Origin of the sequence: Flavobacterium poyangense (assembly GCF_011751075.1) — a bacterium.
GTDB lineage: Bacteria > Bacteroidota > Bacteroidia > Flavobacteriales > Flavobacteriaceae > Flavobacterium > Flavobacterium poyangense.
This window is the reverse complement of sequence record NZ_JAALLN010000017.1, coordinates 1-24,667: the sequence shown is the minus strand read 5'-3', so window position 1 is coordinate 24,667 and position 24,667 is coordinate 1. Positions and strand designations below refer to the sequence as shown.

The 24,667-nt window shown below is 36.7% G+C and carries 17 protein-coding genes; 3 read left to right on the top strand and 14 right to left on the bottom strand.

The features are described 5' to 3' along the window. Positions 1-44 precede the first annotated feature (44 nt). The 9 genes from fabV to G3A47_RS18825 all read right to left on the bottom strand — a co-directional run bounded on the left by fabV (position 45) and on the right by G3A47_RS18825 (position 8,612). Positions 45-1,235, bottom strand: a complete 1,191-nt coding sequence (gene fabV, locus G3A47_RS18865; protein WP_166925198.1) for an enoyl-ACP reductase FabV — start codon at positions 1,233-1,235, stop codon at positions 45-47. A 62-nt stretch (positions 1,236-1,297) separates the two neighbouring features. After that, entirely contained in the window at positions 1,298-2,005 is a 708-nt protein-coding gene (locus tag G3A47_RS18860; RefSeq protein WP_166925196.1) for a hypothetical protein, read from the bottom strand. Between the two features lie 41 nt (positions 2,006-2,046). Further along, positions 2,047-3,699 carry a DNA repair protein RecN gene (gene recN / locus G3A47_RS18855; RefSeq protein ID WP_166925194.1) on the bottom strand — a complete coding sequence of 551 codons (1,653 nt, stop codon included), beginning with the start codon at positions 3,697-3,699 and terminating at the stop codon, positions 2,047-2,049. 57 nt (positions 3,700-3,756) lie between these two features. Next, positions 3,757-4,644, bottom strand: a complete 888-nt coding sequence (gene porD / locus G3A47_RS18850) for a type IX secretion system protein PorD (protein WP_166925192.1) — start codon at positions 4,642-4,644, stop codon at positions 3,757-3,759. 82 nt (positions 4,645-4,726) lie between these two features. Continuing rightward, positions 4,727-5,935, bottom strand: a complete 1,209-nt coding sequence (gene coaBC, locus G3A47_RS18845; RefSeq protein WP_166925190.1) for a bifunctional phosphopantothenoylcysteine decarboxylase/phosphopantothenate--cysteine ligase CoaBC — start codon at positions 5,933-5,935, stop codon at positions 4,727-4,729. 7 nt (positions 5,936-5,942) lie between these two features. Next, on the bottom strand, positions 5,943-6,260 hold the full coding sequence (locus G3A47_RS18840) for a DNA-directed RNA polymerase subunit omega (RefSeq protein WP_047779281.1): 318 nt from the start codon (positions 6,258-6,260) through the stop codon (positions 5,943-5,945). Positions 6,261-6,269: 9 nt separating this feature from the next. After that, positions 6,270-7,064: an outer membrane protein assembly factor BamD gene (locus G3A47_RS18835; RefSeq protein ID WP_166925188.1), complete on the bottom strand. Its 795-nt coding sequence runs from the start codon at positions 7,062-7,064 to the stop codon at positions 6,270-6,272. 126 nt (positions 7,065-7,190) lie between these two features. After that, entirely contained in the window at positions 7,191-8,084 is an 894-nt protein-coding gene (dapA, locus tag G3A47_RS18830) for a 4-hydroxy-tetrahydrodipicolinate synthase (RefSeq protein ID WP_166925186.1), read from the bottom strand. A 15-nt stretch (positions 8,085-8,099) separates the two neighbouring features. After that, a complete protein-coding gene (locus G3A47_RS18825) occupies positions 8,100-8,612 on the bottom strand; it encodes a DUF6913 domain-containing protein (protein WP_166925184.1) in 513 nt (170 codons plus the stop codon). Between the two features lie 47 nt (positions 8,613-8,659). Here G3A47_RS18825 and G3A47_RS18820 point away from each other — a divergent pair, with 47 nt between their 5' ends. The 3 genes from G3A47_RS18820 to G3A47_RS18810 are packed head-to-tail and all read left to right on the top strand — an operon-like array spanning position 8,660 to position 11,338. Continuing rightward, positions 8,660-9,436: a 5'-nucleotidase C-terminal domain-containing protein gene (locus G3A47_RS18820; protein WP_166925182.1), complete on the top strand. Its 777-nt coding sequence runs from the start codon at positions 8,660-8,662 to the stop codon at positions 9,434-9,436. A gap of 51 nt (positions 9,437-9,487) precedes the next feature. After that, positions 9,488-10,399 carry a bifunctional metallophosphatase/5'-nucleotidase gene (locus tag G3A47_RS18815; protein ID WP_166925180.1) on the top strand — a complete coding sequence of 304 codons (912 nt, stop codon included), beginning with the start codon at positions 9,488-9,490 and terminating at the stop codon, positions 10,397-10,399. 24 nt (positions 10,400-10,423) lie between these two features. Beyond that, complete coding sequence (locus tag G3A47_RS18810) at positions 10,424-11,338, top strand: hypothetical protein (protein ID WP_166925178.1); 915 nt, start codon at positions 10,424-10,426, stop codon at positions 11,336-11,338. Between the two features lie 71 nt (positions 11,339-11,409). On the opposite strand, the gene G3A47_RS18805 is transcribed toward G3A47_RS18810, so the two are convergent. From G3A47_RS18805 to G3A47_RS18785, 5 genes are all read right to left on the bottom strand, one after another. Then, a complete protein-coding gene (locus tag G3A47_RS18805; protein WP_166925177.1) occupies positions 11,410-12,102 on the bottom strand; it encodes a hypothetical protein in 693 nt (230 codons plus the stop codon). After that, positions 12,089-14,095: an NAD-dependent DNA ligase LigA gene (ligA, locus tag G3A47_RS18800; RefSeq protein WP_166925175.1), complete on the bottom strand. Its 2,007-nt coding sequence runs from the start codon at positions 14,093-14,095 to the stop codon at positions 12,089-12,091. Before ligA ends, G3A47_RS18805 begins: the two co-directional genes overlap by 14 nt. Before the next feature lie 246 nt (positions 14,096-14,341). Then, the gene (locus G3A47_RS18795; RefSeq protein ID WP_166925174.1) at positions 14,342-16,276 is read right to left on the bottom strand and encodes an OmpA family protein; all 1,935 of its coding nucleotides are present in this window, start codon (positions 16,274-16,276) and stop codon (positions 14,342-14,344) included. An 11-nt stretch (positions 16,277-16,287) separates the two neighbouring features. Beyond that, positions 16,288-17,220, bottom strand: a complete 933-nt coding sequence (locus G3A47_RS18790) for a PorP/SprF family type IX secretion system membrane protein (RefSeq protein WP_166925172.1) — start codon at positions 17,218-17,220, stop codon at positions 16,288-16,290. 43 nt (positions 17,221-17,263) lie between these two features. Beyond that, positions 17,264-24,646: an Ig-like domain-containing protein gene (locus G3A47_RS18785; protein ID WP_243860513.1), complete on the bottom strand. Its 7,383-nt coding sequence runs from the start codon at positions 24,644-24,646 to the stop codon at positions 17,264-17,266. Positions 24,647-24,667: the final 21 nt, after the last annotated feature.

The window sequence follows — 24,667 nt, the reverse complement described above, 5'->3', positions numbered from 1 at the left end:
ACCATCAACTTATGGTTGATGGTTTTATATCTGTTGATCTGTACTTATTTAATACTTTCAATATTTACAACTTCGTTTGCTTCTGCTTTGTAATCAACTCCTGCAAATTCAAATCCGAATAAATTTAAGAAGTCGTTTCTGTATCCGGCCAAATCACCGATTCCCGGTAAAGATTCTGTAGTTGCTTCTAACCAAAGTTTAGCCACTTTTTCCTGAACATCATCACGCATTTCCCAATCATCGATTCTGATTCTTCCTTTCTCATCTGTCGGAACTTCTGATCCGGAATACAATCTGTCCTGGAACAAACGTTGAATCTGCTCGATACAACCTTCGTGAATTCCTTCTTCTTTCATAATTTTATACAAAAGAGAAATATACAACGGAATAACCGGAATTGCAGAACTTGCCTGAGTAACCAAAGCTTTATTTACAGACACATATGCTTTCCCTCCTACCGACTTTAAGCTGTCACTGATAGAAAACGCAGTAGCCTCTAAATGATCTTTTGCGCGACCAATTGTTCCTTTACGGTAAACTGCCTCAGTCAATGCTGGTCCGATATACGAATAAGCAACTGTTGTAGCTCCTTCTGCTAATAAATTTTCTTCTTTTAAGGCGTCGATCCACATTGTCCAGTCTTCACCACCCATTACAGCAACAGTATTTTCAATATCCTCCTCATTAGCAGGTGCGATCGAAACTTCTGTTACATTTCCGGTATGAAAATCAACTGTTTTATTGGTAAATGTTTGTCCGATTGGTTTCAAAACAGAACGGTGTAAAACTCCTGTTACAGGATGTTGTCTTACCGGTGAAGCCAAACTGTAAATTACAAGATCTACTTGTCCTAAATCTGCTTTTATTAAATCTAAAGTCTGTCTTTTAATTTCATTAGAAAAAGCATCTCCATTGATACTTTTTGCATACAAACCTGCTTTATGAGCTTCTGTTTCAAAAGCAGCAGAATTGTACCAACCCGGAGAAGCTGTTTTTCCTTCAACTGGCGGTTTTTCAAAAAACACTCCAATTGTAGCCGCATCAGATCCGAATGCACTTGTAATTCTGGAAGCCAATCCAAAACCTGTAGACGCACCAATAACCAATACTTTTTTAGCTCCGGCAATTGGCCCTTTTGATTTGATATATTCTATTTGATTCTTAACATTTTGCTCGCATCCTTTTGGGTGTGATGTCAAACAAATAAATCCTCTCATTCTAGGTTCTATAATCATATTTTTTTTTATTTCAATTTTAGCTTTATTCTTTTTATGCCGAAATACTATTGAATACAGTATTACTTAATAATTTTATCGATATTCTCACGAACAACCAAAATGCTCACCTCTTTATCCTTACACTCTATCTTGGTTCCCTTATATTCCTCAATAATAAGATTCAAACCTTCACAATCTCTTATTAAATTAAATTCTTTTTTCTCAAGGCTAAATACAATTCCTTTCAATGAACCTAAATTAGAACCAATAGCTCCTCCAACCGCTCCTCCTGCTCCATACGCAAAAGCTTTAGACCACATGTTTGCATAAGGTCCTTCAAAATACCAGAACTTACCATCATTTATAACCCTGTGATAAGAATTCAGATCATTACCTTCTTGATTTTTATCTTTTTTAGCGGCTAACTTTTTAATCAATCTTTGCTGAATATACAAATTACCGTTATACGATATTGCATCATATTTATTCACCATAACACTGTCTCTTTTAAAGTAAAAGTAAACCTGATTAGCAACAACATCTTTAGGGATAGCATTGCTTTTACGCCCAAAAACAAGTTTTCTCTCTATAGCATCACCCATATTTATCCCTTTTTTTTGAAGAAGATCATCAAGTGTAGGATAAACGCCTTGCGGATAATCTTTTACTAAGTAAGAAGTTCCACTCGTATTTAATTCAGAACTTACAACATTCTGGTTACCATCCTGAGCATTTATCTGGATAATAAACAAGCACAAAAAACAAAAAACAGTAATTTTTCTTTTCATCGATTATATATAAAGTTACTGAGCAAATATAAATTAAATATTTAATTTAGTAATTCTTTTGCATGATTTAACGCAGAATCAGAAATATTCGCTCCCGAAAGCATCTGAGCAATTTCTGTAACTCTTTCGTCCTGAGCCAATAATTTTAATTCTGATTGAGTATCATCCGCAATCGTAGATTTGAAGACTTTGAAATGAGAATCTCCTTTTGCAGCAATCTGCGGTAAGTGCGTAATAGCAAATATCTGCATGGTAGCACTCATTTCTTTCATAATCTCCCCCATTCTGATGGCAATTTCACCTGAAACTCCGGTATCAATTTCATCAAAAATCAAAGTAGGCAATTTAGAGTACTGTGCCAAAATTGCTTTCACTGCCAGCATAATACGGGACATTTCTCCTCCGGAAGCCACTTTTTTAAGCAATCCGAAATCAGTTCCTTTATTGGCAGAAAACAGAAATTGCAATTCGTCTTTTCCATTTTGAAAATACGTTTCAGAAGGCAAAAGTTCCATTTTAAAACGAACATTTGGCATTCCTAACGTCTCAAGTATCGAAATTAACTGATTGGATAAAACCGGAATGGCATTCTCTCTATTCTGGTGAATTAGTACCGAAAAAGCATCTAATTCGAGTGCTTTTTGTTCTATTGACTGTGACAAAACCGCAATCTCTTCTTCTATATTTCCTAATTCAATAACTGCACTTTCCAGATTGCTCTGAATTTGAAGCAATTCATCAACAGTAGTTACCTGATGTTTCTTTTGAAGGTTGTAAATCAATTGCAACTTCTGGTTGGTTAATTCTAACTTCTCAGGATCATTTAACAATTTCTCCGAAGCGTTTTGCAATTCTTTGGAAACATCATCAAATTCAATTGCCACACTTGTAATTCTCTCAAACAAGCTCTGATATTCCGGAGAAAACAGTGCTATTTTTTGCAAAGAAGTTTTGATTTCGTTCAGATTATGAAAAACGCCAAATTGTTCTTCATTTGCAATCGCCAACGATTTATCAATTGATTCTTTTATAATTTCAACATTATTCAGCTTTTCAAAATCAGCTTCCAGTTCTTCCTGCTCCCCTGATTTTAATTTAGCCGAAACCAATTCGTTTAATAAAAAAGTATTGTATTCCTGTTCTTTCCCTGAATCGCTTTGCTTTTTCAGTAAAGCGTTTAGTTTAGATTTATCGGATTTGTAAGTCTTAAGAAGTTTTTGATAAGAAGCAATTACCTCTGCATTAGCAGCAATTGCATCAATTATTTTAAACTGAACACTTTCATCAGAAAGCTCCTGAGTTTGCTGTTGAGAATGAATATCAATCAAAAACAGACTCAAATCCTGTAATTCCTGAAGATTTACCGGGCTGTCATTAATAAAAGCACGCGATTTTCCCGAAGGCAATATTTCGCGTCTAATGATAGTTTCGTCTTCATAATCGAGATCGTTAGCTTCAAAAAACTCTTTCAGATTGTATTTAGAAATTTCGAATTGTGCTTCAATAACACATTTTTCTTCTTTGTTTTTTAATGAGGTCAGATCGGCTCTTTTACCAAGAACCAAGCCTATTGCTCCCAGAATAATTGATTTTCCTGCCCCTGTTTCTCCCGTAATTATCGAAAATCCTTTTGAAAAATCAATAGCGAGTTTTTCAATCAGAGCATAATTTTTAATTGACAATGAAGTAATCATAAGAGAAATAAATAAGTATAAAAAATAGTAATATGGGAACTAAAATCCGGAAAACGGCTAAAATTTAATCTGCGACCATTTCGTAGAATTCAATGGCGAAACTCTGTTTAAAACATCCGTTAAATCAGTGACCGGAATACTGGGACCGCCTGAAAACACAGAAACAATCTCGTCTGATTTGGCGTCAAAAAATATCCGGGTCAGAAAGGCGTTAGGTTTAACCGAATTTACTTTTGCAATAAGCAGTATAGAAGATTTAATTTTTTCTTTTGACGCTTTTAAATCCTGGCTCATACCGTCTAAACCGGAGTGGTACAAAGACATTGTTTGTCTTAAATCGCTATAGGTAGGAGAAAGCATATCATTTATTAAGAAATAACGGTTTTGCACTCCATCAGCCTGGCTCCATCCTTTATAACCGCCTTGTTGTGCAACGTTTGCAATGTTCTGAGCTGTTTCGAGATAAGAACTTCCTCCGCCCATCTGAAACGTATCAGCATCTATTCCTAAAATCATATAACTGTAAAAAGAAATTACAGACACCAGATTAGATTCAAAAGTGGTCGGATTAAACAATAAAGGTTCATATTCTGTATATCGGAAACTAAAATCTTTATCGTTATAATTAAAAATCGGAGAGGAATAAGTCGAATTATAGATCAGTCTTGAGGCCTGTATCTGAATTGTTCCCGAAAACTGATCTGAACTATACGATGACAGGGTAATATACATCGAACAATTGATGCGTTCGTTTTGTTTCAAAACAGATCCTGTCCAATCGGTTTTATTTACAAATTCAGACAAAGAAGTCTGAAGTGTCTTAAAAACCTGTTGATTCGGGGTTGCCAGCCTTTCCGTATTTAGAGTTACAGTACAATTTAACTGCTGTGCCTGCGAAAAGCCAAAAATCAAAAATACTAAGATTGTAACTACTTTTTTACTCATACGAAAATAATATTTGCTTTTAGCGAAATACAACCGCGCTAATTTTTAATTCAGTTATTTGATTTAAAATCAATAGTGCTCTTTATGAAAAGTGTGAAATCACTTTATTCAAAATATCAACAGCAACTAATTCTTTTGCTTTTAATTCCATAGGCTCAATTTTAAAATTTTTATCAATAAAAGTAATTTTATTGGTTTCTTTCTTAAAACCGGCACCTTCATCTTGTAAGGAATTTAAAACAATCAAATCTAAGTTTTTTTTCTGAATTTTCAACTTAGCATTCTCAATTTCATTTTCAGTTTCTAATGCAAACCCGATTAAAAATTGATTTTTCTTAGTATTGCCAAGCGACAATAGAATATCTTTTGTTTTCTCGAGTTCGATCGAAAAATCATCAGCCGCTTTTTTTATTTTCTGTGTGGCAGCAATTTTAGGTTTATAATCAGCAACTGCTGCTGCTGCAATAGCAACATCAACACCATCGTAATGCTCATGGCAAGCGTCATACATTTCCTGCGCTGACACTACATTTACAACTTTGACAGATGTATTTTTTGCTTTAAAATGGGTAGGTCCCGAAACCAAAACAACACTGGCTCCCAAATCTGCAGCTGTATTTGCAATATCAAATCCCATTTTTCCTGAAGAATGATTTCCTATAAAACGCACAGGATCTATTGCTTCGTATGTTGGTCCGGCCGTAATTAGTATTTTTTTTCCTTTTAAAGGCAATTTACTTTCTAAATCAGCTTCAAGAAATGCAATAATATTTTCAGGTTCAGCCATTCTGCCTTCTCCGGAAAGACCACTTGCCAGTTCTCCGTTTTCTGCAGGAATCATACTGTTCCCATATTGCTTTAAAGCTTCAAAACTTGCAATTGTAGAAGGGTGTTTGTACATATCCAGATCCATCGCCGGAGCAAAGTAAACAGGACATTTAGCCGATAAGTAAGCTGCAATCAAAAGATTATCGCAGTTACCGGTTGTCATTTTAGATAATGTATTGGCGGTTGCCGGAGCAATAAGCATTAAATCGGCCCAAAGTGCCAATTCGACATGATTGTTCCAAACAGCATCTTCATCATCCTGATTAAAAAAATTGGAATGTACAGGATTTTTGGATAGTGTAGATAACGTAAGTGGCGTTACAAAATCCTTAGAAGCAGGTGTCATGATCACTTGGACATGTGCACCTGCTTTTATAAAAAGTCGTACTAATGATGCTGTTTTATACGCTGCAATTCCACCGGAAACTCCCAGTAGAATCTTTTTTCCGTTTAAAACTGACATTATACTATTATTTATTTGTACCTCTGTGGTAAGTTTTACCGTCTAACCATTCTTGAACAGCTAAAGCGTGTGGTTTAGGTAATTTTTCGTAAAATTTAGATACTTCGATTTGCTCTTTATTTTCAAAAACTTCCTCAAGACTGTCATTGTAAGTAGCAAACTCTTCTAACTTTTCAGTTAATTCTTTTTTGATTTCAGAATTAATCTGATTTGCTCTTTTAGCCATAATGGTAATTGCCTCATACACATTTCCTGTTGGCTCTTCAATAACTGTTTTATTGTAAGTTATTGTGTTTACAGGAGCATTCGTCTTTTTTAAATCCATGACTTTATTTTATTTAGTAAATTTTTGTAAATCCGTTTCAACTCTGGCGTTCATTTCTTCAGCCTTCTCTTTGTACTTGGTATCGCTTTTAAACTTAATTAAGTTACCGTACGCTACCTTTGCCACATTTAAGCGTTCCTGCATTTTTGCCGGAACACTGTTTATTGCCAATTTGTATGCAGAATCATATTTATAGAACAATGCATCTTCTTTAAAAGGTGTTCCCGGAAAATCAGCAATAAAATTATCAAAAGCAATTAGTGCCGATTTATAATCTGAAATCAAATTGTATCCTTTGGCATTTTCGTATGCTTTTTTCTCCAGCTTACCGTTTAAAATTTTCACTGCATCATTTGCCTGACCAATGTATTCTGAATTTGGATACATATCAATAAAGCCTTGCAATTTCTCCAATGCTTTTGTTGTATCTGTCTGATCTAAACTATAAACAGGTGATAATTTTGAATAGCTGTATGCCCCAAGAAAAGCAGCTTCCTGCACTTTCTCACTTCGTGGGTAACCAGAAACAAAACTTTCAAACTGGTATCCTGCTAAATAATATTGTTTGGTCTTATAATAAGACTGAGAAAACATATAAAACAACTTTTCAGCCTGAGGTTTACCTCTATATGTAGGTGCTAATTGTTCAAAAAGACGAATTGCCTTTGAATATTTTCCAGCCTCATACATTTTTGTTGCTACTTCAAATTTTGCTGCAACATCATCATTTTTTAATGCTTTTTGGTAATCACTACAAGAACAAAAAAGGGCAACAACAATTAATAGAGATACTATTTTTTTCATTTTATTACTTTTATTATGATTACTCAGACCCTTATGCCAAAGCAAAATCACACCGAAGTTCCGGTGGCAAATTTAGTTATTAATTTAGCTACTACAAAATATTTTTTTTGGTATCATAAAATACCGTTATTCCTGCTCTACTTTAATGCTTTTTTTAACAAATTCATTCAATTTGTTCGCCAATACATCGTCTACAGACACCAATGGCAAACGTACTGTATTCTCAGCAATACCAAGGGCTTTGAATACTTGTTTGATTCCGGCAGGGTTTCCTTGTTCAAAAATCATATCAATACAGTCCGATAAAAAGTACTGTGTCTTAAACGCTTCATTTACTTTTTTATTCAATCCTAAACGGATCATTTCTGAAAATTCTTTAGGAAAACCTTGCCCGATTACGGAGATTACTCCCGCTCCACCAGCCAAAACAATCGGTAAAGCAATCATATCATCACCTGAAATCACCAAAAAATCCTTTGGTGCATTCTTAATCAACTGCATCGCTTGTACCACATCTCCTGCTGCTTCTTTTATGGCTACTATATTCTCAAAATCATTAGCCAAACGAACCACAGTTGCAGGCAACATATTACTTGCTGTTCTTCCCGGTACATTATACAATATTACAGGTATAGGAGAAGCTTCGGCTATTGCTTTAAAATGCTGATAGATTCCTTCTTGCGTCGGTCTGTTATAATAAGGAGAAACAGAAAGAATAGCTTCAAATGCTGAAAAATCTCTGGTCTTCAATTCTTCAACCAATTGTGCCGTATTATTACCTCCAACACCCAATACAAGTGGTAATCTTCCTTTATTATATTCAACAACCGCATTTATAACCAACTCTTTTTCTTCTTGAGACAAGGTAGCATTTTCTGCCGTGGTCCCCATAACAACAAGGTATTCAACTCCTCCATCGATCGAAAAATTTACGATTCGTTGTAATGCTTCAAAATCAATTGAAAAGTCTTTTTTAAATGGAGTTACCAGAGCAACACCAGTTCCTATTAATGATTGCATATTCTACTTTATATTTTATTTAATGTTCTTTAAATACCTAAACAATTCGAAAACGAAAAGTTTATATTTTTCTATAGCAGTATCTATCATCCATCGGTTTAATTCTTTATCGACTGATGCGAAACCCACTTTAAATTTCGCTTTTGACTTAGCGGTTATCAGCATCAAAATCACTTTTTCGATGTCATAATAACTAATCAAAAGATCAAATTCTGTCTCGATAAATTCGGTTAAGAAATCGGCCGTAATTTCTCCCTTCCAATTGATGTGTTTTTTACCGAATGTGGGGCTTGTGTACGTTGTTTTCTCCTTAAATTTATCGCTATACGAAACAATTTTTATGTTATCGGGGCTGATTCCATTCGAAACAAACTCTTTTATCAGCTCATTTGAATGGCTAAACTTCGTTTCATCAACCAGTAAACCAATTGTTTGTACATTACTTGTAAATACTTCGTTTTTTAAGCTACGCCAGTTATTTTTTAATGATTTTTTTATAAAAAATTCCTTTATGTAATTTAAAAACATAGTACATTTACGAGATTACAAAATTAATTATTTAAGTCGCATTTAAGATGGTAAAACTAAAAAAGTATAACGGGGTTTTAAAACTTTTTGTTATATTCTTAACACTTTTTTTTATATGTTCTTGTAGCAAGAACTACAATTTAACGAAGATAGAAGGGAAACAGCTTCCGATAACAGAGAAAGCTTCACTAACTCCTGCAATCGAAACTTTCATTGCTCCCTATCGCAACAATATCAATAAAGATTTAGACAGTATTTTAGCGTATTGCCCGGAAACACTGGAAAAAAGTACCGGTAAATGGCAAACTACTATTGGTAATCTAATGACTGATATTTGCTTAAAAAGAGGAAATATCGTTTTTAACGCTCGTGAGAAAAAAGATATTGATTTGTGCTTTTTAAATCATGGCGGCATACGTTCTATTTTACCAAAGGGTAATGTTACCAAAAGAACGGCTTTTGAAATTATGCCATTTGAAAACAGTTTGGTGGTTCTGGCTTTAAAGGGACAGCAAATCTCAGAAATGGCCGCTTATATTATTAAGGAGAAAAAAGCTCACCCATTATCGGGAATGACTTTTACAATCTCTAAAGATAAAACTCCAACAAATATACTTGTTCAGGGAAAACCACTTGATCTAAACAAAGTATATTACGTTGCTACCAACGATTATCTGGCAAGTGCCGGAGACAGCATGAAATTTTTCTTAAAAACTACTCAGAAATTTGATTTGAATTACAAACTTCGAGATGCGCTGATTGATTACTTCAGAGAAGTCGATACGGTTCCGGTGCCGAAAGACATCCGAATAACAGAAGAATAATTCAATTTAAATTACACTTAATACCTCAGCATACAGCTAAAAAAGACACCAATGAAAAGAAGAGAATTTATCGAAAAAACAGCTGCCAGCACCGCTTTATTAAGCTTAGGTTTATCGTTAAGCAGTTTTGAAAGCACCGATATTAAACACTTAACTGTTTTACATACCAACGACGTTCACAGCCATATTGATCCTTTTTCTGCCGATGATCCACGCAACGCCAATAAAGGTGGTGTATCTCGAAGAGCAGCGCTTATAGAAACCATTCGCAAAGAAAATCCGAATGTTCTTTTATTAGATGCCGGTGATATTTTTCAGGGAACTCCTTATTTTAATTACTACGGGGGTGAACTTGAATTTAAACTGATGAGCATGATGAAATACGATGCATCAACGATCGGAAATCATGACTTCGATAATGGACTTGATGGTTTACACGTACAAATGCCTCATGCTACTTTTGATTTTATTTGCTCTAATTATGATTTTAAAAACACCGTTATGAACGGACTGGTAAAACCTTATAAAATCTTTAATAAAAACGGAATCAAAGTAGGCGTTTTCGGTCTTGGAATTGAGCTTGCAGGTTTAGTTGACAAACAGCTGTATAAAGAAACTGTCTACAACAATCCTGTAGAAATTGCTCAGGACATGACCCGAATATTAAAAAAAGAAGAAAAATGCGATCTTGTCATCTGTCTTTCTCACTTGGGTTATGACTATAAAAATGAACCTTCAAGAATCTGCGATTTAAAATTAGCGCAATTGACTCAGGATATTGATTTAATTATTGGCGGACATACACATACCTTTTTAGATAAACCGACTATTGTAAAAAACAAAATCGGCACAGAAGTACTGGTTAATCAAGTAGGTTGTTACGGAATTAACTTAGGCCGAATTGATTTCTATTTTGACAAAGATAAAGCACACAGCAATCACGGCAGATCAATTGTTGTATAACACACTAATGAGCCCTGCTATACTATGATTGTAAACAAACATACTAAAATTGGGTTGTTTGAAAAAAGAAAACCAAACAACCCAAATGGGCTTTTCATATTTGACTTTACTACTCAGGAAAAGAAATATGTAAACAATTATCCCGACTGGGATGCAAAAGGACTTTCAACAGATGGAAAAAGAATTGCTATTACAGCAATTTCATCTTACAAAAGAGCCTATAGAACCGATCTGGCAATTATAGAGCATGAAAATCAAAACGTATTATTAAATACGAACGATTATTATGTTTACGATGTTGAATTTAATCTTAAAGGAGATAAAATTCTAATTGTTGCCGACAAAAAGAAACCTTTCTGTTATGATTTATCGCTTCAGCAAATCACCGCTGAACTACCGAAACAAATAAGAACTTATAAAGGAGATTTAGATGTTCTAAACGATACTTTTATCGCTCCTTGCGAAAAAAGCAAAGACACTTGCTATCTGTTCGATTTTAAAACTGGTCATACCGAAACGATTAAATTGGGCATTAAAGAAATAATCAGTCAAATAAAATTTTCTGTTGATGCTGCTTTTATTTATTTGATCACAGAAACAAATGTTTTGTATTGCCTCGACAGAAATTATAAAATTAAATGGAGCAAAGACTTTAATTTTTTAGGAGAACAAGGTGGGCGCATTAATTGTTCCTCAATATTTCAAACCGAAGACGGACAAAATTTAGCCGTATACACCTCTTCAACCGAAACAAATCAATGGGGAGCCGAATATGTTATTGATGCAACAACCGGAGAAATTATAAAACAAATTGAAGGGTACCAATTTCGTGGAAGATTCTCGAGTAACTTTTTTGAAAACAAAATACTGCTTTACACGTACAAAACAATTGATGTTATTACTGGTGAAGTATCTGAAAACCCCGTAATCCCGAATTAATTACAAATTCGTCTAAACTTTTGGTCACACTCTAAAGAAATCCGAGTTTGTTTTTTATCAAACAACGGAGTTTAGTGTGACCTCATTTTCTTCTGGACTTTAATCTTCTCTAAAAAATATTCTACCATAAAATAGTAGGCTAAAATTTGAGTAGTATCGCGAATTAACCCTAGGACAACTGAATAGGAAAAATATTCATTAAAAACATAAAATATATCCGAGAACATATAACTGATAGCCATTAACGACATCAGTAATGCGATATGAGTTCCTTTTGTGATGTAACTCGCAAAACAAAAATAACTGACAAAGCCCAAAACAATTCCGTAGATCGTATAAAGAATAATAAACCGCTTCATATTATAGAACTGCATGTTTAATATGGAAACCAACAGATACACCAGAAATATAATAATTATGGCTATTGGCAAAACATCTTTTCTGGTTAGTTTTAATTTTTCGTGCTCCCGTACAAAAATTAATAACAGCAAAAGATAAACAATCAAAAAGCTCACTACACCACCAACCTCAGAAATTTCAATGGCCATTATCTCAAAGATCTGACCTATAAAACAAAATAAAAAAATTAGACTTTCTATTTTACCGATTCTAAAATCGCTGCTAATTAGAAAATAAATAAAAATAGCCGGAAGAACGATCGATTTGGTATAGATTACCAAGAAATCCTGTCCCGTCCAACCAAAAATGATTGTAAAGAATAAGGCTAGAAAAAATAAAATCAAAGACGGTTTATTCGCTTTCATTTAATTTGTTTATAAAGTCTTCCTCCGATAATATCGGAATATTTAATTTATTCGCTTTTTCCAATTTGGCTGGTCCCATATTATCTCCCGCAATCACAAAATCTGTTTTTGCAGAAATTGAACTTCCCACTTTTCCACCGTTATCCTCGATCGCTTTCTTTAATTCATCACGCGAAAATTGAGCAAAAACACCTGAAACAACAAATGTTTTTCCTGCAAATTTATCGGTGGCATTCGGATTCACTTTTTCGACAATTTCAAATTGAACGCCATAATTTTTCAAACGTTCAATTATACTTTGGTTCTCCTGATTTTCAAAAAACTCAATAACACTTTTCGCGATTCTTTCTCCAATTTCATCTACTAAAATTAAATCCATTAGCGAGGCCTTACTTAATGCTTCAATATTTTTATAATGTTTAGCCAGTTTTTTTGCTACTGTTTCACCAACAAAACGAATTCCTAATGCAAACAAGACACTCTCGAATGGAATTTCTTTTGATTTTTGAACTCCATTTACCAGATTCTCAGCCGATTTTTGCGCCATTCTTTCTAAAGGCAAAATCTGCTCTACTGTCAATTCGTATAAATCGGCATAATTATGCACCAATCCGTTATTAAAAAGCAAAGCAACTGTTTCGCCGCCAAGACCTTCTATGTCCATTGCTTTTCTTGAAATATAATGTTGGATTCGCCCGATAATCTGCGGTGGACATCCATAAAAATTAGGACAGTAGTGATTGGCTTCGCCTTCATTCCTCACCAACTCGGTTTGGCATTCCGGACAATGCGTAATATATAATGTTACTTCCGAATTTTCCGGACGTTTTTCTAAATCTACGGCAATAATTTTAGGGATAATTTCCCCTCCTTTTTCGACAAAAACAGTATCATTAATTCTTATATCTAATTTTTCAATCTGATCTGCATTATGCAAAGAAGCTCTTTTTACAACGGTTCCCGCTAACTGAACAGGTTCTAAATTTGCCACCGGTGTAATGGCTCCTGTACGACCAACCTGATACGAAATCGAGTTTAGTTTGGTTGAAACTTGTTCTGATTTAAACTTATAAGCAATTGCCCAACGTGGTGATTTTGCAGTATAACCTAGTTCTTCCTGGTGCTGAATGCTGTTTACTTTTATTACTACTCCATCTGTTTCATAAGGCAACTCATGACGATGAACGTCCCAATAATCGATAAAATCAAAAACTTCTTGCAGATTATTAACTAATTTGGCTTCGTTTGGCACCTTAAACCCCCATTTTCTGGCAGATTCCAACCCTTCAAACTGGGAAGAAAAAGGCAAATTATTACCGGTTACAAAGTACAGCAAACATTCTAACGGACGTTTGGCAACCTCAGCACTGTCCTGTAATTTTAAACTTCCTGAAGCGGTGTTTCTTGGGTTTGAATAGGGTGTTTCACCAATTTCGATTAACTCCTGATTCATTTTTTCAAAACCGGCATGCGGAAGGATGATTTCTCCACGGATATCAAATTTATCCGGGTAATTCCCTTTTAGCTGTAGCGGAATTGATTTTATGGTCTTAATATTATTTGTTACATCGTCTCCCTGAAAACCATCTCCACGGGTCAGAGCCTGAACCAATTTTCCGTTCTCATACGTAATACTTATCGAAGCTCCATCGTACTTTAGTTCACAAGTATATTGCAAATCAACATTCCCAAGTACCTTTTGGATTCGGGTTTGCCAATCTTCCAAATCATCTTTAGAGTATGAATTATCCAGAGAATACATGCGGTACTGATGCGCAATAGTTTGAAAATTCTTGGTAACAGTACCTCCCACTCGCTGCGTTGGCGAATTTTCATCAAAAAACTCAGGATTCTTATTCTCTAAGTCCTGAAGTTCTTTTAGTTTGACATCAAATTCATAATCCGAAATTGTAGCATTGTCAAGTACATAATAATTGTAATTGTGCTGATTAAGTTCGTTTCGTAATGCTTGAATGGTCTCTTGAATGCTCATAAAATACTAAAATGATACAGATTGTAATGTCGTTTAATTGTACCTCAAAATTAGGATTATTTTTATTGAAAAACATTAAAAAATGAAAGTTTTAAAAAACCAAAAATCAGGCTGTAAATTCATACAACCTGATTTCCTTCTTGTCCATCATTCTTAAAAAAAGAATTAATAAAAACCAACTTCCAATGGTATCTTCGTTTTGCATTTTCAGGCTACTAATTAAAATATTCCTAAAGAAATACAAAACTATTTCTGGATAATGATAAAATCAGAGCGTCTGTTTAATAAATGTTCCGCTTCTGTACATTTTACTCCGTTTTTACATCTGTTAATTAATCTGCTTTCCCCATAACCTATTGCACTTTCTATACGGGAAGCATCAATACCCTGAGATATAATATAATTCTGGGTAGATTTGGCTCTCTTATCTGAAAGTACCATATTGTATGCATCCTTTCCACGAGAATCGGTGTGCGACTCTATCTTGATACGAATCTTAGGGAATTTTTGCATGATAAATACAACCTTAGTAAGTTCTTCTATTGCCAAAGGTGTAATATCGTACTTATCATAATCAAAATAGATTGGTTTTACATCTACTTTTTCAACTCCTTTTTTCTTCACTACCAAGTCGTCGTAATTACTAAGTTCAAAATTAACATCTTTGATTTCTCCTCCGTTTACATTTGTAGTTTCAACTGTTTTTTCATCACTACTATAGTTCATTTTTGAGGCAACCAATTTGACATTTTTTTTGCAGGGAACTTCTATTGCATACTTCCCTTCATAATTGGTTTTTGTCTCCCCCAGCACTTCACTATACGGATTGTAAGCCGTAATTACAACATCTTCAAGCGGCAATTTGGTTTTTCTGTCTACTGCCAGACCGGATATCGATTGGTTGCAAATTGGTTGTCCTTTTGTAAAAGAGTAAATATCGTCGTCTCCTTTTCCTCCTTCTCTATTGGAAGAGATGTAACCCATTTCACCGGCCTTATCAATGATAAAAGAAAAATCATCTTTGTTACTGTTTATGGGAGCTCCCAGATTTCTGGGTGTTGAAAAACTTCCGTCTGAAAACATTTTACTTTCATAAATATCCAAATCTCCCCAACCATAATGTCCGTCTGAAGAAAAATAAAGAACCCCGTTTCTAAAAAAAGGAAAAACTTCATTTCCTATTGTGTTAATTTTTGGTCCTAAATTTACAGGAGAACTCATTGTACCATCGGCTGCAATTTTTACATAATACAAATCTGTTTCTCCATATCCACCCTGCATATCTGAGGCAAAGAAAAGCAACTGTCCGTCATCACTTAAAGAAGGATGCCCAACAGAATAGTCATCACTGTCAAAAAACACTTTTTGCGGATTCTCTAATTTATTATTGACTATTTTTCCCTCGATAATTTGAAAATTGTTGATTTTGTTTTCATCAACAACCAGTTTGTTTTTCTTTACAATATTTGTCGAATAGTAAATTGTTTTTCCACTACTGTCAAAAGTGGCTGTCGCTTCATGATATTTAGTCATTACGTTAGCCAGAAATACTGTTTCGTTAAACAAACTTCCATCAGCAGGATTTTTGTCGGCCATATACAAATTCAGAAAGGGCTGATTGTTCCAACTGTACAGCTTCTCACCAAATTTTGTGGTGTCTCTGGCAGAAGAGAATACTATTTTATCTACAAAGTAAGTGGCTCCAAAATCAGATTTACTGGTATTAATATCTAAATTTCTAATGCTGTAAAGAGATTTCGCTTTAGCCAGACTGTCCATTTGGGTTTTCTGAGTCACATATCGTTTGATTTCTTTCTGATCTCCTTTTTTATTTAAATATTCTTTGGTTACTCTGTCTGCCTCATCATAATCCATGACAGCTTTCATAGATTGAATGTACCGGAGATAGTAAATATCTGTTAGATTATTGCCTTGTACTTCGTATAATTTCCTGTACCACTTGAGGGCATTTCTTGCGTCAGAATTAAAATAATACGAATCGGCAGCATTCTTTAAAGTTTGTGCTGAAGGACTCTTGATGTTTTGCAAACATTCCTCATAGGCTTTTGAAGCGTCTAAATAAGAAAAGTTTTTAAACAGCGCGTCCGCTTTCTTTAAATTCGTTTGAGCAAAACTAACCGTAAAACTCACGAATAAACTTAGGATATACAATTTTTTCATAAGCTTCATTTTTAGAAGAATCTAGGAGATTTAATTTTACTTTGACTTTTAGTAAACTGATAACGCAGAATAAATTCATGTGTACCATCGTTGTACTTGTTTAACTGGCTAACCGTGTAATCAAAAGCATAGCCAAGGTAAAAGCTTTTTGAAATTTGAAAACCAGCCAATATACTAACAGAATCATCTGTTCTGTAGGCAGCTCCAACTACAAATTTTTCCGCAATCATAAAATTCGCCGACACATCAGCAGTAAGTGGAGCTCCATTTACTGCTTTTACTAAAAATGCCGGTTTAAATTTTAAATTAGGACTTAAGTCAAATACATATCCTCCCACTAAATAATAATGCAAACGATCATACTCTATCGATTCCTGTACATCATCGTAATAATCATTCTGAATGAAGCTTGGAACTGAAAATCCAACATACCATTTGTCGGTGTAGTAATAAACTCCCGCTCCAACTGCCAGTTTCATCTGGTTGCTAATATTTTGATTTAACAAAACATCATTATTGTCATAAAATCTCCCTTTAGACCAATCTATATCCAACATTCTAAAACCTGCTTTCAAACCAAATGCTAATCTTTTTTCATAACCCAATGGTAATGAATAAGAGAAGTTTCCATCAAGATACAATTCGTTTGAAGGGCCAATTTTGTCATTTACGACACTTAACCCTACACCAATTTTCTCGTTTCGAAGTGGCATGTGAGCAGAAAACGATTGTGTTTCCGGAGCACCGGAAATTCCAACCCATTGCGAACGATGCAAAAGTGTTGCTTCTAAAGTTCCGGTAGATCCGGCATAAGCCGGATTTATCGCCATAGTGTTGTACATATATTGTGTGTACTGTGGATCCTGTTGTGCGCTCGCACAAAATGTAATAAAAGAACATATTAGAATGAAATACGTTTCTAATAATTTTATATATAGTTTCATAACGATACTTATTTAGTTAATTAATTAGATGATTAATCGAAGCTTATCTCATAATAGATAACCAGCCTTTTTTAATCGTTCCGTCTCCAGTGTCTATTACATAGAAATAAGTACCTGTTGGCAACATATCTCCTTTATTAACAACCCCGGAAACGTTCGCAGTTCCGTCCCAATTGTTTTCATAATGTACTTTTTTGTACACTAATGCGCCGTATCTATTGAAAACTTTTAACTCGTTGTTTGGATGTGTTTCGATACAATCGATTCTGAACAAGTCGTTTGCCCCATCATTATTTGGAGTAAATTCATTGTAAACTGTTAAACATATTGGTTCAACAGAAACCGAAGCTGAATTGTTTGATGCATCAACATCTAACGGAGTCGAGATTTCTATAGTTGCCACATTTAGATAATTACCGCTTGATAATACTTCGGCTACTATAGTTAACGTAACACTTTGTCCGGCATTTAAAGTTGGAATTGTCCAAAGCTGTGTTGCGTTATTATAAGAACCTGAAGTGGTAGAAGCACTAACTAAATCATAACCACTAGGCAATAAATCACTAACTATTGTATTTATAAAACTACCTTCTCCAACATTGTTTACTGTTACTGTAAAGGTTACCTGATCACCAAAATTAGGTCTTGGATTATTTACTGTATTCGTAATCGTTAGATCTGAACATGTAGCAACTGTAACGTTTAATGTTTTAGTTGTTGTTTCGTCACAAGTATTAATATAAGTGACAGAAACTGTACCCGGACCAATATCAGACCATGAAACTGTTACAGATCCGTCTGCGTTTCCTCCGCCATTAGTAATTGTTCCGTTGGTAATTGACCAAACATAATTTGATTTTCCATTTGCTATTGAATACGTTACATTTTGGAAAACACATGGTGTATCGTCTGTTGACACCAATTGTACTAAAGCATCATTTTCAAAAGAAACAGTTATTGCTAATCTGGCAGCACTATCACAACCATTCGTTGTATTGTTTAGCGCTGTTGCATAGTACGTTCCAGCTACAAGTGGTGTGTTTGCCGCTAAGGCTGTTCCGCCCGTCGCGGTACTGTACCAAACTACATTAGGCTCGTTTACCACTATATCTGATACTGTTGGTGCTTTTGATAAGCAGAATTTTTGTGCTGTACTTGGTGTTGTCACTATATCTGGCGCATTAACATTTACCACAACTGCTAATCTTAGCGAATTCTCGCATCCAATTGCGCTTGAAACTGCTCCATAATAGGTACCGGTTACTAAAGCTGTTGTTGATGGAAGTACTGTGCCTCCTGTTGCAGTGCTGTACCAAACTACATTAGCTTCATTTACCTGGATGTTAGCAACTGTTGCCGCACTTAATGTACAGAAGTTTTGCGTTCCTGCACTTGTAGTTGGCGTTGCACTTGGGTTAACTATAGTAACTGTAACCATCAAACGAGTTGGGCTTTCGCAACCTGTTACCGGGTCAATAATGTTTTCATAGTAAACTCCTGTTGTCAGAGCCGTTGTTGGAGCAATTGCTGTTCCGCCTGTTGCAGTGCTGTACCAAACTACATTAGCTTCATTTACCTGAATATTGGCAACTGTCGGAGCATTTACCGAACAGAAATCTTGTGTGGTATCTGTAGTTGTCGGGTTTGCCGGATTTCCAATTGTAATCGTAACTAACAATCTCACACTGCTTTCGCAACCTGTTGCCGGATCTTTTACAGCTCCATAATATACACCACTGGTTAAAACTGTTGTTGGTGCTATAACTGTTCCGCCAGTTGCAGTGCTATACCAAACCACATTTGCTTCGTTTGTCTGAATGCTCGCAAACGTTGGTGCATTTACCAAACAGAAATCTTGTGTCGTATCTGTTGTAGTTGGCGTGGCCGGATCGGTTACGCTAACGGCAACTTGTAATCTCACAGCACTTTGACAACCCGTGGTGGCATTTACCAAAGCAGCGTAATAAGTACCACTGGTTAAAGCTGTGGTCGGTGCAATGGCAGTACCTCCTGTTGCAGCACTGTACCAAACTACATTAGTCTGAGTAGTTTGAATGCTCACAAACGTTGGCGCATTGATCAAACAGAAGTTCTGAGTTCCCGCATTTACTAATGTTGGTGTACCCGGATCGGTTACACTAATAGTCACTTGTAATCTCACAGCACTTTGACAACCTGTTGTAGCATTTACTAAAGCAGCATAATAAGTACCACTAGTTAAAGCGGTTGTAGGTGCAATCGCAGTACCTCCTGTTGCAGCACTGTACCAAACTACATTAGTCTGAGTAGTTTGAATGCTTGCAAAAGTTGGCGCATTGATCAAACAGAAGTCCTGAGTTCCTGCATTTACTAATGTTGGTGTTCCCGGATCGGTTACACTAATCGTAACTTGTAATCTTACATTACTTTGACAACCTGTTGTAGCATCTAACAAAGCAGCATAATAAGTACCACTGGTTAAAGCGGTTGCCGGAGCAATGGCAGTACCTCCTGTTGCAACGCTGTACCAAACTACATTAGCCTGATTCGTTTGAATACTGGCAAAAGTTGGTGCATTGATCAAACAGAAATCCTGTGTTGTATCTGTCGTTGTTGGTGTGCCGGGATCGGTTACACTAACGGCAACTTGTAATCTAACAGCACTTTGACAACCTGTAGTTGCATCTAACAAAGCAGCATAATAAGTACCACTGGTTAAAGCAGTTGTCGGAGCAATCGCTGTTCCGCCAGTTGCTGCATTATACCAAACTACATTAGTCTGAGTAGTTTGAATACTTGCAAACGTTGGTGCATTTACCAAACAGAAGTTTTGAGTTCCTGCATTTACCAATGTTGGCGTACCCGGATCGGTTACACTAATGGTCACCTGCAGTCTTACAGCACTTTGACAACCTGTTGTAGCATTTACCAAAGCAGCGTAATAAATACCGCTGGTTAAAGCGGTTGTAGGCGCAATGGCAGTACCTCCTGTTGCAGCACTGTACCAAACGACATTAGTTTGAGTAGTTTGAATGCTCGCAAATGTTGGTGCATTTACCAAACAGAAGTTTTGAGTACCCGCATTTACTAATGTAGGTGTGCCCGGATCAGTTACACTGATGGTAACTTGTAATCTAACAGCACTTTGACAACCTGTAGTTGCATCTAACAAAGCAGCATAATAAGTACCGCTCGTTAAAGCTGTTGCCGGAGCAATCGCTGTTCCCCCTGTTGCTACACTGTACCAAACTACATTAGCCTGATTCGTTTGAATGCTCGCAAATGTTGGTGCATTGATCAAACAGAAATCTTGTGTTGTATCTGTCGTAGTTGGTGTCCCCGGATCGGTTACACTAACTGTAACTTGTAATCTCACAGCACTTTGACAACCTGTCGTAGCATTTAATAAAGCAGCATAATAAGTACCACTCGTTAAAGCTGTTGTCGGAGCAATCGCAGTTCCGCCAGTTGCTACACTATACCAAACTACATTAGTCTGAGTAGTTTGAATGCTCGCAAACGTTGGCGCATTTATCAAACAGAAGTTTTGAGTTCCTGCATTTACCAATGTTGGTGTACCCGGATCAGTTACACTAATGGTAACTTGTAATCTAACAGCACTTTGACAACCTGTGGTAGCATTTAATAAAGCAGCATAATAAGTACCGCTAGTTAAAGCTGTTGTCGGTGCAATGGCAGTACCACCTGTTGCAGTACTGTACCAAACTACATTAGGTTGAGTGGTTTGGATACTGGCAAACGTTGGTGCATTTATTAAACAGAAGTTTTGAGTTCCTGCATTTACTAGCGTTGGTGTACCTGGGTCGGTTACACTAATGGCAACTTGTAATCTCACAGCACTTTGACAGCCTGTAGCTCCATCTAATAAAGCAGCATAATAAGTACCGCTCGTTAAAGCTGTTGCCGGAGCAATCGCTGTTCCTCCTGTTGCTACACTGTACCAAACTACATTAGTCTCATTCGTTTGAATACTGGCAAACGTTGGTGCATTTACTAAACAGAAGTCTTGTGTTGTATCTGTCGTTGTTGGTGTACCCGGATCGGTTACACTAATGGTAACCTGTAATCTAACAGCACTTTGACAACCTGTGGTAGCATTTAATAAAGCAGCATAATAAGTACCACTAGTTAAAGCTGTAGTCGGTGCAATCGCTGTTCCGCCAGTTGCAACACTATACCAAACCACATTAGCCTGATTGGTTTGAATGCTCGCAAATGTTGGTGCATTTACCAAACAGAAGTCTTGTGTCGTATCTGTCGTTGTTGGTGTGCCCGGATTCGTTACGCTAATGATAACCTGTAATCTCACAGCACTTTGACAACCTGTCGTAGCATTTAATAAAGCAGCGTAATAAACACCACTTGTTAAAGCGGTTGTAGGTGCAATTGCGGTTCCGCCAGTTGCAACACTATACCAAACCACATTAGTCTCATTGGTTTGAATGCTCGCAAATGTTGGTGCGTCTACCAAACAGAAATCCTGTGTCGTATCGGTTGTAGTTGGTGTACCCGGATCGGTTACACTAATAGTTACTTGTAATCTAACAGTACTTTGACAACCCGTGGTAGCATCTAATAAAGCAGCATAATAAGTACCACTTGTTAAAGCAGTTGTAGGTGCAATTGCTGTTCCTCCTGTAGCTACACTGTACCAAACTACATTAGTCTGAGTAGTTTGAATGCTCGCAAACGTTGGTGCATTTACCAGACAGAAGTTTTGAGTTCCTGCAGTTACCAATGTTGGCGTACCCGGATCGGTTACACTAATGGTCACTTGCAGTCTTACAGCACTTTGACAGCCTGTTGTTGCGTTTAATAAAGCAGCATAATAAGTACCACTGGTTAAAGCGGTTGTAGGTGCAATTGCGGTTCCGCCAGTTGCTACGCTATACCAAACCACATTAGCCTGATTAGTTTGAATACTCGCAAATGTTGGTGCATTTACCAAACAGAAGTCTTGTGTCGTATCTGTTGTTGTTGGTGTGCCTGGATCGGTTACGCTAATGGTAACTTGTAATCTTGTATTACTTGCACAACCCGTTATCGGATCCACAATACCTGCGTAAAAAGTACCACTCGTTAAAGCAGCTGTTGGTGCAAAAGCGGTTCCTCCACTAGTTGCATTATACCAAACTACATTTGGCTCGTTTACCTGAATACTCGCAAATGTCGGCGCATTTACCAGACAGAAATCTTGTGTAGTGTCTGTCGTTGTTGGTGTACCCGGATCGGTTACGTTAATGGTAACTTGTAATCTCTCTGTACTTTGACAACCTGTAGTAGCATCTAACAAAGCAGCATAATAAGTACCGCTAGTTAAAGGTGTAGTCGGTGCAATAGCGGTTCCTCCTGTTACTACACTATACCAAACCACATTAGCCTGATTGGTTTGAATGCTCGCAAACGTTGGTGCATTTACCAAACAGAAATCTTGTGTTGTATCTGTAGTTGTTGGTGTACCCGGATCGGTTACGCTAATGGTAACTTGTAATCTCTCTGTACTTTGACAACCTGTGGTAGCATCTAACAAGGCAGCATAATAAGTACCGCTAGTTAAAGGTGTAGTCGGAGCAATTGCTGTTCCTCCTGTTACTACACTATACCAAACCACATTAGCCTGATTGGTTTGAATGCTCGCAAATGTTGGTGCATTTACCAAACAGAAATCTTGTGTAGTGTCTGTCGTTGTTGGTGTACCCGGATCGGTTACGCTAATGGTAACTTGTAATCTCTCTGTACTTTGACAACCTGTAGTAGCATCTAACAAAGCAGCATAATAAGTACCGCTAGTTAAAGGTGTAGTCGGTGCAATAGCGGTTCCTCCTGTTACAACGCTATACCAAACCACATTAGCCTGATTGGTTTGAATGCTCGCAAATGTTGGTGCGTTTATCAAACAAAAATCTTGTGTTGTATCTGTAGTTGTTGGTGTACCCGGATCGGTTACGCTAATGGTAACTTGTAATCTCTCTGTACTTTGACAATCTGTGGTAGCATCTAACAAGGCAGCATAATAGGTACCACTAGTTAAAGGGGTAGTCGGTGCAATTGCGGTTCCACCTGTTACAACGCTATACCAAACCACATTAGCCTGATTGGTTTGAATGCTCGCAAATGTTGGTGCATTTACCAAACAGAAATCTTGTGTAGTATCGGTTGTAGTTGGTGTACCAGGATCGGTTACGCTAATGGTAACTTGTAATCTCTCTGTACTTTGACAACCTGTGGTAGCATCTAACAAGGCAGCATAATAAGTACCGCTGGTTAAAGGGGTAGTCGGAGCAATAGCGGTTCCTCCTGTTACTACACTATACCAAACCACATTAGGCTGATTGGTTTGAATGCTCGCGAATGTTGGTGCATTTACCAAACAGAAATCTTGTGTTGTATCTGTAGTTGTTGGTGTACCAGGATCGGTTACGCTAATGGTAACTTGTAATCTCTCTGTACTTTGACAACCTGTAGTTGCATCTAACAAAGCAGCATAATAAGTACCGCTGGTTAAAGGGGTAGTCGGAGCAATAGCGGTTCCTCCTGTTACAACGCTATACCAAACTACATTAGGCTGATTAGTTTGAATACTCGCAAATGTTGGTGCATTTACCAAACAGAAGTCTTGTGTTGTATCTGTAGTTGTTGGTGTACCAGGATCGGTTACGCTAATGGTAACTTGTAATCTCTCTGTACTTTGACAACCTGTAGTAGCATCTAATAAAGCAGCATAATAAGTACCGCTAATTAAAGGTGTAGTCGGTGCAATTGCTGTTCCTCCTGTTACTACACTATACCAAACCACATTAGCCTGATTGGTTTGAATGCTCGCAAATGTTGGTGCAGTTACCAAACAGAAGTCTTGCGTAGTGTCTGTCGTTGTTGGTGTACCCGGATCGGTTACACTAATCGCAACTTGTAATCTTACATTACTTTGACAACCTGTGGTAGAATCTAATAAAGCAGCATAATAGGTACCGCTAGTTAAAGGCGTAGTCGGTGCAATTGCTGTTCCTCCTGTTACAACGCTATACCAAACCACATTAGGCTGATTGGTTTGAATGCTCGCAAATGTTGGTGCATTTACCAAACAGAAGTCTTGTGTAGTGTCTGTCGTTGTTGGTGTACCAGGATCGGTTACGCTAATGGTAACTTGTAATCTCTCTGTACTTTGACAACCTGTGGTGGCATCTAACAAAGCAGCATAATAGGTACCGCTAGTTAAAGGTGTAGTCGGTGCAATTGCGGTTCCTCCTGTTACTACACTATACCAAACCACATTAGTCTGATTGGTTTGAATACTCGCAAACGTTGGTGCATTTACCAAACAGAAATCTTGTGTAGTGTCTGTCGTTGTTGGTGTACCCGGATCGGTTACACTAATGGTAACTTGTAATCTCTCTGTACTTTGACAACCTGTGGTAGCATCTAACAAAGCAGCATAATAAGTACCGCT